The sequence below is a fragment of the Rhizocola hellebori genome (assembly GCF_016862955.1).
GTDB lineage: Bacteria > Actinomycetota > Actinomycetes > Mycobacteriales > Micromonosporaceae > Rhizocola > Rhizocola hellebori.
This window is the reverse complement of record NZ_BONY01000098.1, coordinates 17,297-32,778: the sequence shown is the minus strand read 5'-3', so window position 1 is coordinate 32,778 and position 15,482 is coordinate 17,297. Positions and strand designations below refer to the sequence as shown.

At 66.3% G+C, this 15,482-nt stretch carries 11 protein-coding genes; all 11 read right to left on the bottom strand.

Annotated features, from left to right (window positions below):
* Positions 1 to 46 precede the first annotated feature (46 nt).
* Positions 47 to 1,180, bottom strand: a complete 1,134-nt coding sequence (locus Rhe02_RS42880) for a sulfotransferase (RefSeq protein ID WP_203914272.1) — start codon at positions 1,178 to 1,180, stop codon at positions 47 to 49.
* A complete protein-coding gene (locus Rhe02_RS42875) occupies positions 1,180 to 2,763 on the bottom strand; it encodes a pectate lyase family protein (RefSeq protein ID WP_203914271.1) in 1,584 nt (527 codons plus the stop codon). The genes Rhe02_RS42880 and Rhe02_RS42875 overlap by 1 nt, the downstream gene beginning before the upstream one ends.
* Positions 2,760 to 4,325 carry a pectate lyase family protein gene (locus Rhe02_RS42870; RefSeq protein ID WP_203914270.1) on the bottom strand — a complete coding sequence of 522 codons (1,566 nt, stop codon included), beginning with the start codon at positions 4,323 to 4,325 and terminating at the stop codon, positions 2,760 to 2,762. Before Rhe02_RS42870 ends, Rhe02_RS42875 begins: the two co-directional genes overlap by 4 nt.
* Positions 4,326 to 4,384: 59 nt before the next feature.
* The gene (locus Rhe02_RS42865) at positions 4,385 to 5,950 is read right to left on the bottom strand and encodes a pectate lyase family protein (protein ID WP_203914269.1); all 1,566 of its coding nucleotides are present in this window, start codon (positions 5,948 to 5,950) and stop codon (positions 4,385 to 4,387) included.
* Between the two features lies 1 nt (position 5,951).
* Positions 5,952 to 7,481, bottom strand: coding sequence for a pectate lyase family protein (locus Rhe02_RS42860; RefSeq protein ID WP_239124422.1), 1,530 nt, complete (start codon positions 7,479 to 7,481; stop codon positions 5,952 to 5,954).
* Between the two features lie 173 nt (positions 7,482 to 7,654).
* Positions 7,655 to 8,908 (bottom strand): pectate lyase family protein, encoded by a 1,254-nt coding sequence (locus Rhe02_RS42855; protein WP_203914268.1) that lies wholly within the window; start codon positions 8,906 to 8,908, stop codon positions 7,655 to 7,657.
* 179 nt (positions 8,909 to 9,087) lie between these two features.
* Complete coding sequence (locus tag Rhe02_RS42850) at positions 9,088 to 10,080, bottom strand: Gfo/Idh/MocA family protein (RefSeq protein ID WP_203914267.1); 993 nt, start codon at positions 10,078 to 10,080, stop codon at positions 9,088 to 9,090.
* Positions 10,077 to 11,363, bottom strand: coding sequence for a mannitol dehydrogenase family protein (locus Rhe02_RS42845; protein WP_203914266.1), 1,287 nt, complete (start codon positions 11,361 to 11,363; stop codon positions 10,077 to 10,079). The genes Rhe02_RS42850 and Rhe02_RS42845 overlap by 4 nt, the downstream gene beginning before the upstream one ends.
* Positions 11,351 to 12,637, bottom strand: a complete 1,287-nt coding sequence (locus Rhe02_RS42840; RefSeq protein ID WP_203914265.1) for an enolase C-terminal domain-like protein — start codon at positions 12,635 to 12,637, stop codon at positions 11,351 to 11,353. Before Rhe02_RS42840 ends, Rhe02_RS42845 begins: the two co-directional genes overlap by 13 nt.
* Positions 12,634 to 14,010 carry a glucuronate isomerase gene (gene uxaC, locus Rhe02_RS42835; RefSeq protein WP_203914264.1) on the bottom strand — a complete coding sequence of 459 codons (1,377 nt, stop codon included), beginning with the start codon at positions 14,008 to 14,010 and terminating at the stop codon, positions 12,634 to 12,636. The genes Rhe02_RS42840 and uxaC overlap by 4 nt, the downstream gene beginning before the upstream one ends.
* A 4-nt stretch (positions 14,011 to 14,014) precedes the next feature.
* Positions 14,015 to 15,274 (bottom strand): Gfo/Idh/MocA family oxidoreductase, encoded by a 1,260-nt coding sequence (locus tag Rhe02_RS42830; RefSeq protein ID WP_275412685.1) that lies wholly within the window; start codon positions 15,272 to 15,274, stop codon positions 14,015 to 14,017.
* Between the last annotated feature and the right edge of the window lie 208 nt (positions 15,275 to 15,482).

Genomic DNA, 15,482 nt, shown 5'->3' with positions numbered 1-15,482 from the left:
GGGGGGGGGGGGGGGGGGGGGGGGGGGGGGGGGGGGCGGAGGTGGGTCATCTTGCTGCTCCGGCGAAGTGGCGGGCGGCGAGCAGCTCGCCCCACAGCTCGGCGACGGCGCGGTTCAGCTCGGCTTCGTCGAGGTGCACTGGCCGGTCGCGCACAGCCGCTTGGGCCAGCGTGGTGCCGGCCTGGGAGTCGTTGGCGAGCACCGCTTCCAGGCCGACGGGTTCGGGCAGGCCGCAGAAGGCGAACAGCTCGCCGACGGCCCTATCCGGGTCGGTGACGAGGTCTTCGTAGCGCACGGCGTGCAGTGGGCGGCGCAGGCTCAGCGCTCGGTCCACTTGCGACACCCATTGGCAGGCCAGCATTTCCACCGGGGTGAGGAGCCTGCCCTTGGCCGCGCGGTAGGCGTTCATCAGCGGGACCATGCGCCCGAGCCGGTCCTGGATGGGTCGCAGCGATTGTGACGCCGACGGGTCGTACCCGGTGAAAGCCTGCACCGATGAGCGGCTCCAATCCACCACGTGCCGGTAGAGGAAGACGCGGCGTGCCGAGGGAAAGTTCAGGTGAATGAGGTCGGATATCTCGACCACGAAACTGCGGAACTTCAGCGCGACAGTTCGGCCGGGCGCGGCCGTGCCGCACACAATCCGCACACACAGCCGAACCAGCTCGCTGAGCTGCGAGTCAGACATGGTGCCCCGAAGCCCGACCAGCTGGGTGAACACATCCGGCTCGGAGAGGGCGGTCACGCCACCGAGCGAGGTGAGGGCGCTGGCAACGAGCGTCGAGCCGCAACGGCCGACCGAGTAGAGCAGGATGAGGCGCGTCGGGTCGACGATCGCGACCTGCGCAAGCCTTGGCAGCACAGCGAAAGGGACGGCCACGGCGGCCAGCGCGTTGGCGTGCTGGGCCTGGTAGTAGAAGGGCGCCCGGGCCAGCTCCACCGAGTCTGGCGTCTGCACGAAGAGGGCTGTCCGGGTGGAGGGGTCGACGCAGTAGAGGCTGAAGCCGGGCTGCCGCATGACGATCTCCGGATCCACCTCCCCCTCGTCGCGAAAGATGAAGTCGCCGGGGCCGGCGACCGCGAGCGGGTAGGGCCGGGCGCGCTCGACGATGGCGAGGCGCCGGGTCCCGGTGGGTAAGGGGACGGCGGACACCAGGCCGCCGCCCCCCGCTAGTGTCATCAGATCTTTCCGGCGCCGGCCCCAGCCGGCACGATGGCCGGTATGGAAGCCGGGTTGCCTACCGTGTACTGGTAGAACTGGCCCGGCTCGACCACGGACCCGGAGACCTCACAGGCGCCAGATCCGGTGAAGATGTTGTTGCGCTGCACCAGGCGCCCCGGCCCGCTGTCGGCGTAGCCGCTCGCCGAGAAGCACGGGAACGGCACGTCCTGGAAGTAGTTCCCCTCCACGAGCACGCCACCGTTCTGGGTGGAAGCGACGCCGTAGAGCTCGTTGGCGAGGAAATAGTTGTTGTAGACGTGGACCGGGTCCCCCCAGCGCACCCGCGGATGCCGCTGGCGGCTGTGGTCGAAGAAGTTGTGATGGATGGTGATCTTCAGGTGACCGATGTCTTCGCCACCGCTGCCGTCGGAGTGCCCGATCAGCATCGACTTGTCGGTGTGGTCGAAGTGGTTCCACGAGACGGTCACGTACTCGGCACCGCGGACGATGTCGATGGAGCCGTCGATGGGGGCCACGAAACGGTTGTGGTCGATCCAGATGTGGTGCGAGTTCTGGCCGACGTTCACCGCGTCGTCCTCGGCGTTGGTGAAGGTGAGGTTGCGGACAATAACGTTCGACGAGCGGTAGAAATCGAACCCGCCGCCGTTAATGGTCGCATTGGCACCGACGCCGATGATTGTCTTGTTAGGACGGACACCCTGCTTGCTCGTGATGCTGATGGTCCCCTGAACCTGGATGATCATCGGCCCGATGGTGTCGATCGCGGTCAGCAGCTCTGTGGTCGTGCGCACGACCACCGTCGGCCCGCCCACCCCACCGGTGGTTCCGTTGAGCCCGAGCGCGTTCACGCTCGCGAAACCGTCGGCGCTGCCCGGCGGAATCGGTGGCGGGCTGGTGCTGGGCGTGGGCGAAGGAGTGGGTGAGACCGACGGCGACGGCGACGCCGAGGCCGACGGTGAAGCCGAAGCCGAAGCCGTCGGAGTCGGACCCGCCTCGGTGGAGACCACGATGTCGTCGAAGGAGGCGCTCGCGTTGAACGTCGCCACCCCGATCTGCCCGCTGGCGAACTGCGAGTCCGAAGCGCTCAGCGGCGTGCCACCGTTGACGCGCGAAGACACGCTGGTGCCGTTGACGGTGAGGCTGACGGTGTAGAACGTGCCGATGCTCACGCCGAGCGAGGCCGACGCCAGCGTCGTGGCCGAACCTCCCACGAGCTTCTTCAGCTCCACGGTGTTGTTGCTGCGCAACGCCACATAGTAGTAGCTCGTGTTGGACTGGGCCCGGGCAAGCAGGGCGACGAACCGGTTGCTGCCGTTGAAGGCGTTGGCACGCACCCGGGCGGTGACGGTGTAGTTGGTCCACGAGGTCTGGCCGGCGCGAGCACGTGCATCCGAGCTCGTCCCGGTCTGGTCGTAGGCCCCCGAGTTCACGGCCCAGGTGCCGCCGGAGGTGGTCCAGCCGGTGGCGTTTCCGTCGTTGAAGTCGTCGGAGAAAAGCGTTGCGGCGCTTGCGGTGGTGGCCACTCCGGCCACCACCGTCAGGACAGCCGCCGCCAGCGCGACGAGCAGTCTGGTCCTCATATCTTGCCCACTCCCGCTCCCGCGGTGACGACCGCGGGGACCTGCCCCGTCGGCGTCAGCGTGTAGCCGTAGAAGCTGGCCGGATTGGCCACTGTCCCGCCCGCCTCGCAGACGCCCGAGTTGACGAACGTGTTGAGTCGCTCCACGAGACGGCCCGGGGCCGAGTCGGCGTAGCCGCTTACCGAATAGCAGGGGAATGCGGTGTTCTCGAAGTAGTTGCCCTCCACCAGAACCCCGGCGTTCTCCGTCGACGCGACACCGTAGAGACCGACACCGCGGTAGTAGTTGTTGTAGACGTGGACCGGGTCGCCGAAGCGCACCCGGGGATGGCGCTGGGTGGATCCGTCGAAGAGATTGTGGTGATAGGTCACCTTGAGGAAGCCGACGTCGGCGGTGAAGCTGTCGGAGTGGCCGAGCAGCATGCTCTTGTCCGTGCCGGAGAACCTGTTCCATGACACGGTCACGAACGTGGACTGGCGCTTGACGTCCACCGATCCGTCGAAGGCGGGCAGGAACTCGTTGTGATCGATCCACACGTGGTGGGCATTGTTGGTCACGCTGATCGAGTCGTCGCCGGCGTTGCTGAACTTGATGTTGCGGATAATGACGTTATTGCCAGGCCGCGTCGTCGAGCCGAGCTGGAGTCCGCCGCCGGTGATGTGGGCGGTGGAGCCGACCCCGATGATGCTCTTATTGGCCACCACGGTGAGCATGTCGCTGACCGAGATGGTGCCCGACACCATGATGACAAACGGCTCCGGCCTGCCGACGTAGTCTTCGAGCGCGGCTGCGGTCGTCACGGTGACCGTCTGGCCGCCCGCACCACCGCTGGTTCCGTTCTGTCCCATGGCGTTCACGCTGGCGAAGCCGTCAGCCTGTCCCGGTGGCGGCGGAGGAGGCGGCGAAACCGTGGGCGAAGGCGATGACGGTGGTGGCTGGGTCGGCGGCGTGGACGGCGCTGTGCCGGTGAAGACCGAGACGTTGTCGAAGGAGACGCTGGTATACGAGGCGACCAGGCCGACCCGGCCGGTCGCGAAGGTGCTGTCGGTGGCGGTGACGAGCTGTGTCCCGTTCACCGACCCGGCCAGCGAGGAGCCGCTGACGGTCAGCGCCAAGGTGTAGGTGGTGCCGGGGGTGACCGCGGTGGCGGCGCTCGCGAGGGTGCTTGTTCCGCCGCCGGAGATGCGGCGCAGCTGAAGCGAGCCGCTTCCCACCAGTACCAAGGAATAGAAGTTCGTCATGCTCTGTGCCCTGGCGGCGACACCTGTGGAACGTGTCGAATTGCCGAAGGCGATCGGGGTCACCGTGGCCTGCACGGTGTAGTCGGTCCAGGACGTCGTGCCCGCCTGGGCCTTGGCATCGGCACCGGTACTCGACTGCCGGTAAGCGCCGCTGGTCACCGACCAGCTGCCACCGGAAGTTGACCATCCGGATGAGTTGCCATCGTTGAAGTCGTCAGAGAACAGGGTCGCTGCGTCGGCTCGGCCAACGACCAGCACAGCCAATACGATCGTGGTGGCGGAGGCGACCAATGCCGCCCGCCAGCGAGGGGACGATCTCATCAGGGTTATCTCCTCAAAGAAAGATGGGGAGCGGGATGCCGCCCGCTCCCCATCGCTCATTAGATTTTCCCGGTACCGGATCCAGCCGTAACGCTTGCCTTCACGGTGTTCGGGTCATCAAGCGTGTAGGAGTAATAGGTGGACGGTTCCTGAACCGTCCCCGAGCAGTCCGGCGTGCCGGACTCCCCAACAAAAACGTTGTTTCGAGCCACGCAGCGCCCGGTCGGGCCCGCATAGTGATTGCTCACCGGCTCTTCCACGTTCTCGAAATAGTTCCCCTCGACCATGCAGCCCGCGTTGGCCTGGCAAGCCACGCCCACGTCGGTGTTGTGGAAGAAGTAGTTGCTGTAGACGTGCACCGGCTCGCCGAAGCGCACCCGCGGGTTGCGCTGTGGAGTGTTGTCGAGCCAGTTGTGGTGGTAGCTCACCTTGAGCCGGCCGATGTCCTGCGCACCCGCGCCGTCGTCGTGGCCCAGCAGCATGTTCTTGGTGTGGTTGTGCAGGTGATTCCAGGAGACCGTCACGTAGGACGAACCACGCTTGATGTCGATCAGGCCGTCGAAGCCCTGCGCGAGATCGTTGTGGTCCAGCCAGACGTGATGGGAGAACATCTGCACGTTGATCGAGTCGTCGCTCGCCCCACGGAAGACCATGTTGCGAATAATGACGTTCTTGACCGCGTTCGCCGGGGGCGACGTGATGGCGTCATCAACCGCGATGCCGATGTTGAAGCCACCGCCGGTGATGCCGGAGTCGGCGCCGATTCCGACGATCGTCTTGTCCGACGCGACGTTATACATGCCTGCGGCCAGCGTGATCATTCCGCGGACGCAGATCTGCAGCGGGCCGCTCTGACCGATCGCGGAAAGCAGCTCGGAAGCCGTGTCCACCTCGATCTTCGGGCCACCCGCGCCACCGGTCGTCCCGTTCTGGCCCCACGCGTTGACACTCGCGAAGCCGGTGGGCGAGCCGGAGGTGTTGCAGTTTCCGCTCGGCGGCGGGCTGGTCGACTGCGACGGGCTGGGTGAGCCCGTCGGCGGCGTACCGGGGGTGTCGGTGACGACGAGGTCGTCGAAGGACGCGTTGGCGTAGGTCGCACTGAAACCGGTGCGGCCGTTGGCAAACGTGCTGTCATTGGCGGCGACGACCTGGTTGCCGTTGACATAACCGGTCAGCGCCGAGCCGTTGGCGGTCAGCGTGAGCGAGTAGAACGTCCCGGTCACCACGTTGAGCGATGCCGATGCCAGCACCGTCTGGCCCCGCCTGAGCAGGACCGACGACGGGGCCAGCACTAGCGCGTAGAAATTCGACGTGCTCTGTGCCCGCGCCACGATGCCCGCGGCCCGCGCCGAGTTTGTGCCGAAGGCGTTGACCCGAACCCGGGCCGTGACCGACTGCGCCGTCCACGATGTCGAGCCGGCCTGAGCCTTCGCGTCGGCGCTGGTACCCGACTGCGAGTAGATCCCCGACGCGACCGACCAGGTCCCGCCCGAGGTGCTCCAGCCCGACGCGTTGCCGTCGTTGAAGTCGTCGGCGAAAAGCGTTGCCGCATTTGCCGTTCCGACCAGCATGGCGACGACCGTGGCCGTGACGGCCGCCGCCGCGAGGGATAGCTTCAGCTTCATGTCAGATCCTGCCCGTGCCGGCGCCGGCCATGACAGTCGCCTTGACCGAGGAAGCGGAAGCGAGTGAGTAGCTGTAGGGGATCGAGTTCACGGTGCCGCCGCCGTTCTCCGGCGTGCCGGAGCCGACGAAGAAGTTGTTGCGCTGCAGAATCGCACCATCGGGCGAGTCCGCATAGCCGACAAACGTTGGCCCGTCGACGTTCTCGAAGTAGTTACCCTCGACCAGAACGCCCGCGTTGCACGTGGACGCCACGCCGTACTCGTTGTTGAAGTAGTAGTTGTTGAAAACGTGCACCGGGTTGCCGAAACGCACCCGCGGGTGACGCGTGCCGGAGCCGTCGAACCAGTTGTGGTGGTAGGTGACGCGCAGGTGGCCGATGTCCTGGCTGCCGTTGTCGTCGCTGTGGCCGAGCAGCATCGTCTTGTCGTGCCCGAAGGTGTGGTTCCAGGAGACGGTCACATAGTCGGAGGCGCGCTTGATGTCCACCGCGCCGTCGAACCCGTTGGTGAACGAGTTGTGGTCGATCCAAACGTGGTTCGCGCCTTCCTGCAGGTTGATGGCGTCGTCGTCCCAATCGCGGAAGTTGATGTTCCGGATGATGACGTTGGAGACGCTGCTGAGGTTGAGGCCGCCACCGACGATGGTCGCGTTGGAGCCGACCCCGATGATGGTCTTGTTGGAGCCGACATTGTTCATGCCGCTCAGCGTGATCGTGCCCTGTACCCGGATGACAGCCGCGCCGCTGCCCGAGATGGCGCTCAGCAGCGCGCTCGCGGAGGTCACGGTGACCGGGGAGGCGTTGCCGCCACCGGTGGTGCTGCCGTTCACGGTCGCCCAGCCAATAACGTTACCGGGCGGCGGAGGCGGCGGAGGGCTGCTCGGCGGCGGGCTGCTTGGGCCGCCGGTGGGCGGGTTCGAGCTCGGCGGTGTGGTCGCGGTGTCGGTGACCAGTACGTCGTCGAAACGCGCGGTGGCGTGGAAGGTCAGCAGGCCGATGCGGCCCGCACTGTACTGGCTGTTGCTGCCGGAGCCCACCACTGAGCCGTTGACCCGGCCGGTGATGGTGCTGCCGCTGACCGTGATGCTCAGCGTGTAGAACGTGCTGGTGCTCACCGACATGTTCACGCCACCGATCACGGTGACCGAGCTGCCGTTGGCCATCTGCATCTCGGCGCGGCCGCTGAGCAGCACGAGCCGGTACATGGTGGTAGCGCCGGTGGAGCGGGCGGCTATACCAGCGAAGGCGCCGGTGCCACTGAAGCCGGTCGGCTTCACGCGCGCCTGAACGGTGTAGTTGGTCCAGCCGGTGCTGCCCGCGAACTGGCGAGCCAGCTCACTGTCTAATTTGCCCTGTTGCAGAACCGGTGACCCGTCGCTGACGACGGACCAGTCACCTCCCGACTTTGACCATCCGGAGGTGTCGCCGTCGGTGAAGTCGTCGGAGAATAGTGTTGCTGCCGTGGCGGTGCCGATCATTACCCCAATCAGGGCAAGGACCGCGGCGACCGCGATCGAGATGCGCAGTTTCATTACCAACCTCCATTGTTCCGCTTCCGGCGGTTTCGACGCCGGGCGCGCCGAAGGGCGCCCGCCGGAAGCGGAGGATCCCGCGTTTCACCGCCGAGGGACCGGTGGTGAAACGAAGGTGTGCCACGCCTGCGCCGGGCGCGAGGAGCGCGCGCCCGACGCGTTGCGTTGGTGCCCTAGGCGGGAAGCCTCCCGGCGCCCGCAAGGAACGTCGTGAGCAGCGGCACTACCACGGCGGGCAGTGGCGCGTGGTGGCGCAGTGCCGGGGTCCAGCCCGCGTCCGGGGCGAAGTCCGGGTCGAAGCTGGTGTTGTAGGCGTCCAGCAGGCTGACCCTTTCCCCGTTGACGCGGGAGCCGATCTCGGTGACCTTGGTGCCCTTCCAGTCCTTGAGGATCTGGTCGAGCGGAATGGTCTCGTCCACGCGGAAATAGTTGTTCTCCATGTAGACGGCCGACTGGATACCGAGCCCGACGCTGTAGTCGTAGAGCGATCCGTAGACCTTGAAGTAGTTGTTGTAGAGGTCCACCTGGCCGAAGCGCACCCGCGGGGCCCGCTGGCCCACGCCGTCGAAGACGTTGTCGTGCAGGGTGACTTTGAGCCTGTCGACGTCCGGGCCCACGGTGTCGCTCGAGCCGATCAGCAGAGTCTTGTCGTGGTTGGTGAAAACGTTCCACGACACCGTTGCCAGGCTGCTCGTGTGGGTGATGTCGAGGGCGCCGTCGTGGACCTGCCAGGGCCGGCCGAAGTACACCGGCTGGTTGGAGTCCGGGTTGTCGCCATCGGTGAACGTGTTGTGGTCGATCCACACGTTCGTCGAGCGCCGCACCGAAACCAGGTCGTACTCGGAGTTCCAGTTACCCTCGGCGCCATCTGTGGGCCGCCAGCGCGGGAAGCAGTCCGCGGCGTCGATGAAGGTCATGTTGCGCACGATGACGTTAGGCGCTGTGTCGATCATCAGCGTGAGGTTCTTCATCGAGGAGCCGCGGAGCCCGAAGACGGTGGTGTTGGCACCCACCTTGATTTCGGTGAGCGCCCGCTGCTTGGCCACCGAACGCACCCGGGCTGCCTCCAGCGGCCCGCTCGGGTCGGTCGCCCGACCCCACACCGCCGGGTCGTAGGCGGCCAGATAGGCCTCGAGGGTGTACTCGGGATCGGCGAGGCCGGCGCAGTCCGGGCCGGCGATGTCGCCCTCGACGAGAACGATTTTTGGTGCCGTTCCGGCAACGGCCGCAGCGAGTTCGTCGCGCGTGCGCACGGTGATGACCGTGCCGCCTGAGCCGCCCGTGGTGCCCGTGCCGGACGCCGCCCAACCGTCGTTGGATGGCAAGGTCTGCTGGGCGAAGAACGGCGTGGAAGCCGTGGCCGCCTGTGGGACCAGGACGATGGGTAAGCAAATCAAGATGGAAAGCGCTGTCCCGAGCTTGCGCATACGTAGTCTCCTATTTTCTTGCTGATGTGTCACATCAAGAGAAAACTAGGGAACGCGAAATAGCGAAGTCAATGGATTCGATGTGCAGGAATGTTGCAGGGATTCAGGCACACCACCGACTATTCCCGGGTGGCGAAACGGGAATACCAGCGCCTATTCATGAAGTGTCGCGAGTGCAGTTAGCCGATAGTTGCAGTCCCGCCCGTAACCGTTGCAGCCCAAGGTGTGTCGATCTCATTGAGAAGCGTGAAATTCCGCGCGCATTGCTCCAGCGCCGCGTTGACGCCGACTAGCACGCCCTCTTCACTGCGCGCGAGACCGGGCCGGGGCATCGTGCCCAATGCCTCCACCACCGCGGTGAAGCCGCGGGTCAGCTCCAGCGGCGCCACCAGCGGCTCACCGCTTCGCCTGTGCGCCAAGAGATTCTCCAGTAGCGGAAGGCCGCTGTCCACCCGATAGTCGAGCTCGACCTCCCCCACTATCATCCGGCTGTCAATGAAATCCTCCCCGGCCAGAGTGACGGCAATGAGCACACGCTGTTCGCTGGCGAGCGTCAAACGCAACGTCGCCGTGTCTTCCACTTCGATATCGCGGATGCGGCACCAGGCCACCTCCACCTTCACCGGCTCGCTGCCCGAAACCGCAAGCGCCTGCATCACAGCGTGAGCGAACGGGTTTCGCAAAGCGCCGTCGAGCGGGAGACGGCCCGCCCACGGCGACCTTACCCAGTAATCGTCGTCGCGCTGCCACGAAGCGAACACCGAAACATCGCACGGGGCAAGGGCTTTCAGCCTCGGCAGGTCGGGCGACGCGAGCGCTTGAAAGCCGATCTGCACCGCCCGTCCGGTGGCTTTCTCCACTTGCGACAGTGCCTCGTGCTCCGCGAGATTCAGCACCGGCGGCTTTTCCAGCAAGACATCCGCCCCGGCGCGCAACGCGTCGGCGGCGATCGACAGGTGCGTCGCGGGCGGTGTCGACACGATCACCACGTCAGGCTTGACCGACGCCAGCATCTCGGTGTGATCGGTGAACACCGGCACGCCTTCGGGCGCCTCCTCCACCTCGGCTCGATCACACAACGCCACCAGCTCGCCAGCCTCGAACTCTGCGAGCTGCTCGCGATGATGCAAGCCGTGTCCGTTCGCCCCGACGAGCGCTATCCGTGCTGTCACAGTGCCGCCACCACCTTGACCGCGCCATGCTTAGCCAGCTCGCGCCGCCACGTGTCAATCATCGCGCGCCGCTCGGAATCGGGGACGGGCAGCACGCCGCCCTCACCGAAGAGCGCCTCGGTGGACAGGTCTGCACGCACCCGGGAAGCGAGCGGGTCGTCGAGCGGCTGGTCGCCCGCGGCGTACTGGGCCCACGCCGCCGCGATCAGGGTCGCGAACTGAGGGGCCGGAACGGAATTGAGCACCGAGAGCAGGCGCTGCGGGAGCTTCTGCGTGCCGTCCATGGCGACCTGTGCGGTGCGGTGACCCAGCTCCGGATTGGCGAAGCGGGTCAGCACGGTCTCGCCGTACTTCACCACGTCCACCCCGTCCGGTGGGCTCATCGAGATCGCGACCTCTTGGGCCACGTACCGGCGCAGCATGCCGGCGATCCCGGGGAGCTGAAGCGCCTCGGCGATGGTCTCCCGGCCGGACAGCGACCCGAGGTAGGCCAGCGCGCTGTGCACCCCGTTGAGGGTGCGCAGTTTGAGGTGCTCCCACGCGGTCACGTCGGTGGTGAACTGGGCGCCGCCCGCCTCCCAATCGGGCCGGCCGGCGGCGAAGTCGTCCTCGATGACCCACTGCGAGAAGGGTTCCGCGCCGACCGCGGCGAGGTCCTCCATCCCGAGATCGGTGGCCGCTCTGTCCAAAATGGAACGATTAGTGGCGGGCACAATCCGGTCCACCATGCAGCTCGGGAAGCTGACCGTGGCCGACAGCTCGGGCGCGAGCCCCAACACGACGGCCGCCAGCGCGGAACCGTTGGAGGGCAGATTGTCACAGCTGAGCACCGTGATCGGCGCCCCGCCGCGCACCCGCAGCCCGGCCACCAGCAGCCGCATGATCGGCGAGTCGACGCGATAGGCCTTCTCGGTCACGGTCAGGGTGACCACCTTGATGGCCGGATCGGCCAGCGCCTTGATCACACGGGCCGGGTCCGCATCGGCGTTGAGCACCTCGCTAAAGGCTGCCACCGCCCGCGCTCCCGATCCGCCCAGCGTCACGACGCTGAACAGCAGGTCCTGTGCGGTGAGGGCGTCGACGATGTCGCGTGAGCGGGGCGCGATCCCTACAGTGCCCCAATCCCCGCCCGAGCAGGCCATGGCGGCCTCGGTGTAGACGGCTTGGTGCGCACGGTGGAAGGCGCCGAGGCCAAGGTGGACGATGCCCGCGCCGAAGGAGCCGGGCTCGGCCAGCGGACCCCGGCCGACCGGCAGCTCGACGCCGGAAGCTAGGCGCGCCATACCGGACCGTCCGGGAATGAGAACTCAGCGATCGACGACGGCTTGAGCGTGGCCGAGTAGCCGGGCTGCCGCGGCAACAGGTAACGGCCTTGGGAGACCGTGATCGGGTCCTCGAAGTGCTCGTGCAGATGGTCCACATATTCGACCATCCGCCCGTCCAGCGAACGACCCACCCGCAGGTAGTCGAATATCGCTAAATGCTGGACATATTCACACAGGCCGACGCCGCCCGCGTGCGGGCACACCGGGACACCGAACTTCGCGGCCATCAGCAGCGTAGCCAGCACCTCGTTGACCCCGCCCACCCGGCACGCGTCGACCTGGCAGACACCGATTGCGTTGGCCTGCATCAGCTGCTTGAAGATGACCCTGTTCGCGGCCACCTCACCGGTGGCGACCCGGATCGGGGCCACCGCCCGCGCCACCGCGGCGTGCCCGAGCACGTCATCGGCGTGCGTCGGCTCCTCTATCCAATATGGATTGAACTGGGCCAGCTGCGCCATGTTGGCGATCGCCTCCGGCACGTCCCACACCTGGTTGGCGTCCATCATCAGCAGCGCGTCGTCGCCGATGACCGAACGGATCAGCCGCGCCCGCCGGACATCGTCCTCGATCGGTCCACCGACCTTCATCTTCATCGCCCGCCAGCCCTCGTCGTAGGCCTGCCGCGTGAGCGTGAGCACCTGCTCGTCGGGGTAGCCGAGCCAGCCGACCGAGGTGGTGTAGGAGGGGAACCCGTCTTTCTCAAGCACCGCAAGGCGTTCGGCGTAACTGTCGTCGCCCGCTTCGAGCAGCGCCAGCGCCTCGGCCGGGGTGATGGCGTCGATGATGTGATGGAAGTCCACGTTCGCGACCAGCTCGGCGGCGGGCATCTCGGCGAGCAGCTGCCACATCGGCTTGCCCTCGGCCTTGGCGCGCAGATCCCACACCGCGTTGACCAGAGCGCCGGTCGCCATGTGGATGACGCCCTTCTCCGGGCCCAGCCAGCGCAGCTGGACATCGGCGGTCAGCGAGCGCCAGAACGCCACCGGTTCTTCGACGATTTCCTCAAGCGAGCGGCCGACGACATGATGGGCGAGCGCTTCGATGGCGGCGCAGGCGATTTCGTTGCCACGCCCGTTGGTGAACGTGAAGCCGGCCCCCATCAGCCCGGCGTCGGTGCCGAGGCTGACATAGGCGGCCGAATAGTCACCCCGGTTGATGGCATCGGAACCGTCACCCGCCGCTGCGGTGGGGAAGCGGACGTCGTGGACCTGATATGACGTTATTTTCACAGCTTGAACACCTTCTTGGGCAGGTGATAGGCGAGATCGGCGATGGTTTCGGCGGCGTCGTCGAGACTGAGCCGGTGCTCAGCGACAAGCCGGGCGAGGAAACCGGCGTCGACGCGGCGAGCCACCTCATGGCGAACGGGAATGGAGCAGTAGGCGCGCGTGTCGTCGACGAATCCGGCCGTGTTGTAGAAGCCGGCGGTCTCGGTGACCGTTTCCCGCCAGCGGCGCAACGCTTCTGGCGCGTCGAGGAACCACCATGGCGCACCGAGGAACAGCGCCGGATAGCCGCCGGCCAGCGGCGCCAGCTCACGGCTGTAGGTGTATTCGTCGAGGGTGTAAACCACGATGCGCAGCCGGGGATCGTGGCCGTAGGCGTCCAGCAGCGGCTTGAGCGCGTGCGTGTACTCGGTGGCCTGCGGGATATCGCCACCGGTGTCACGCCCGTAGGCGCGGCTGAGATAACGGTTGTGGTTGCGATATGAGCCGGGGTGCAGCTGCATCACCAAGCCGTCTTCGAGCGACATGCGAGCGAACTCCATCAGCATGTGTGCCCGAAACACCTCGCCCTCCTCGGGTGTCACCTGACCGCGCATCGCGCGTTGATATATAGCCGCAGCATCGTCCGCTACGCCGACTCGCGCGGTTGGGTGACCATGGTCAGACGAGGTCGCGCCGTATTTGATGAACACCTCCCGCCGCGAGCGCAGCGCTTCCAGGTACCCAGAAAATGTTGAGGTGTCACAGCCGGTGATTTCGCCCAGGCGGGCCACCCGGTCGGACCAGCCGAACCAGTCAAGGTCGACGACATCGTCGGGACGGAACGTGGTGATGACCCGGCCGAGCCAGCCGTCTGCGGCCAGCTTCTCGTGGCGGGAAAAGCTGTCCAGCGGCGACTCGGTGGTGGCGAGCACCTCCAGGTTGAACCGGCTGAACAGCGCCCGCGGCCGGAATTCGGGCTTGGCGAGCTTCTCGGCTAGAACGTCATAGGTCTCGTAGGTCAGCGGCCCCTCGACCCCGAAAACGTCACGAAGCGTTTGTTCCAACCACAATTTTGATGGGGTACCCCGAAAAAGGTGCCAATTGTCGGAGAACGTGCGCCAGATCTTCCTCGGGTCGGTCTGTGCCTCGCCCCCGTCGATGCGCCGCACGCCGAGCTCGCCAGGCGGGATCCCTTGGCTCAGCAGCATTCTGGTCACATAGTGGTCGGGCGTGATGAGCAGCTGGGCCGGATCCGGGAAAGGTGCGTCGTCGGCGAGCAGACCCGGGTCGACATGCCCGTGTGGGCTGAGCAACGGAAGCTCCCGCACATGGGAGAACAGCTCACGGGCAATGGCCCGGGTCTGTGGCTCCGCCGGGAATAGCAGGTCTTGCATGCGGTCAACTCTCCCATTCGGTGAGATTGAGAAGGTCGTGGGCACGCACGGACCTTTGTGTGGCAATGGATTCGTTGGCGGCGAGACCGGTCAGCAGCGACCTGGCCCCGTCCAGGGCGGTTGCGGCGCCCTCCCCGGAGAAGATGGCCGAGACCATGCGCAAGTCGGCCCCGCCGTGGCCTTCGCGTTCGTAAGCGGCGACCGGCACCTCTTCGGGCCGTTGCCAGAAGTGGCGCAGGCGCAGGGAAACCGAGCCGCCCTCCGGCGAGGCTTCGGTGCCGTGGTGGCCCTTGACCATGCCGGCGATTCCGGGTGCGACGTGGTCGGACTCGATCATGTCAAGCTCGAGACGGCCTTTGCTGCCATTGAAGGCGATGCGGTAGCCCTCCCACGGCGAGTACGCCGTCAGGTGGTAGGACATGGTCGCGCCGCTGTGGTAGCGCACGAGCACCGCGAGGTCGTCCTCGATGGTGACGCCGGGCGCGAAGACGTTCAGGTCGCGGTGGTAGCCGTCGTGCTCCTCCGCCTCCAGGTATAGCTCTTTGAGATCGGGCGTCTGCTCGAGGTGCACCGCGAACGGGTCGTCCTGGGCCAGCGGGCTGCCGTGGGCGCGCTCGTAGTCGCGCGCGTAGCCGTGCCGGGCCCCCTGCTCACCGTAGAAGAAGAGCCTGCCCTGCGCGCTGACCAGCTCCGGGGAGGAACCCAGCCACCAATTCACCAAGTCAAAATGATGGGTCGCCTTGTGCACCAGCAGACCGCCCGAGTTGGCCTTGTCGCGGTGCCACCGGCGGAAGTAGTCAGCGCCGTGCCGCACGTCGAGCAGCCACTCGAAGTGCACCGAACCGATCTCCCCGATTTGCGGCAGCAGCTGCTTGACCTGCTGGTGAACCGGATGGAAGCGGTAGTTGAAGGCGACCGTGACCCGCTTGCCGGTGCGCCGCTGCGCCTCGAGGATTCGCACGCAGCGCGGTGCATCGACGGTCATCGGCTTCTCGGTGATGACGTCGCACCCCGCTTCGAGCCCGGCCACGATGTAGGTGTCGTGGGTGGCATCCACAGTGGACACCAGCAGCACGTCAACCTTCTCGTTGGCGAGCATCTTCGGCACATCGGCGGCGTCATAGCCCGGGGCGTCGACGTGCCGCTGGAAGGCGGCTATCCGGCCCGGATTGGTGTCGGCGAGCCCTACCGGCTCCCCGTAACGCGCCAGCTCCCGAGCCCACATCTGGGCTCGGGCTCCTGTGCCCACGATGGCGAAGCGCACCCGGGGCCCTCCTCACAAAGCTACAAACGTTTGCAGTCGAACTAACCATTGGCGCGATTCAGAGTCAATGGGCTGCCAGCAATGTCCGGAAATGTTAGGCGTTTTGCCGTTCCTAGAACCACTGTCGCAACGCTACTGAAACTTTGAAGCGTTGACACGGGCGCAACCGTTTGCATTAATGGCACCCACGGGAGAGCTAATGGACGTG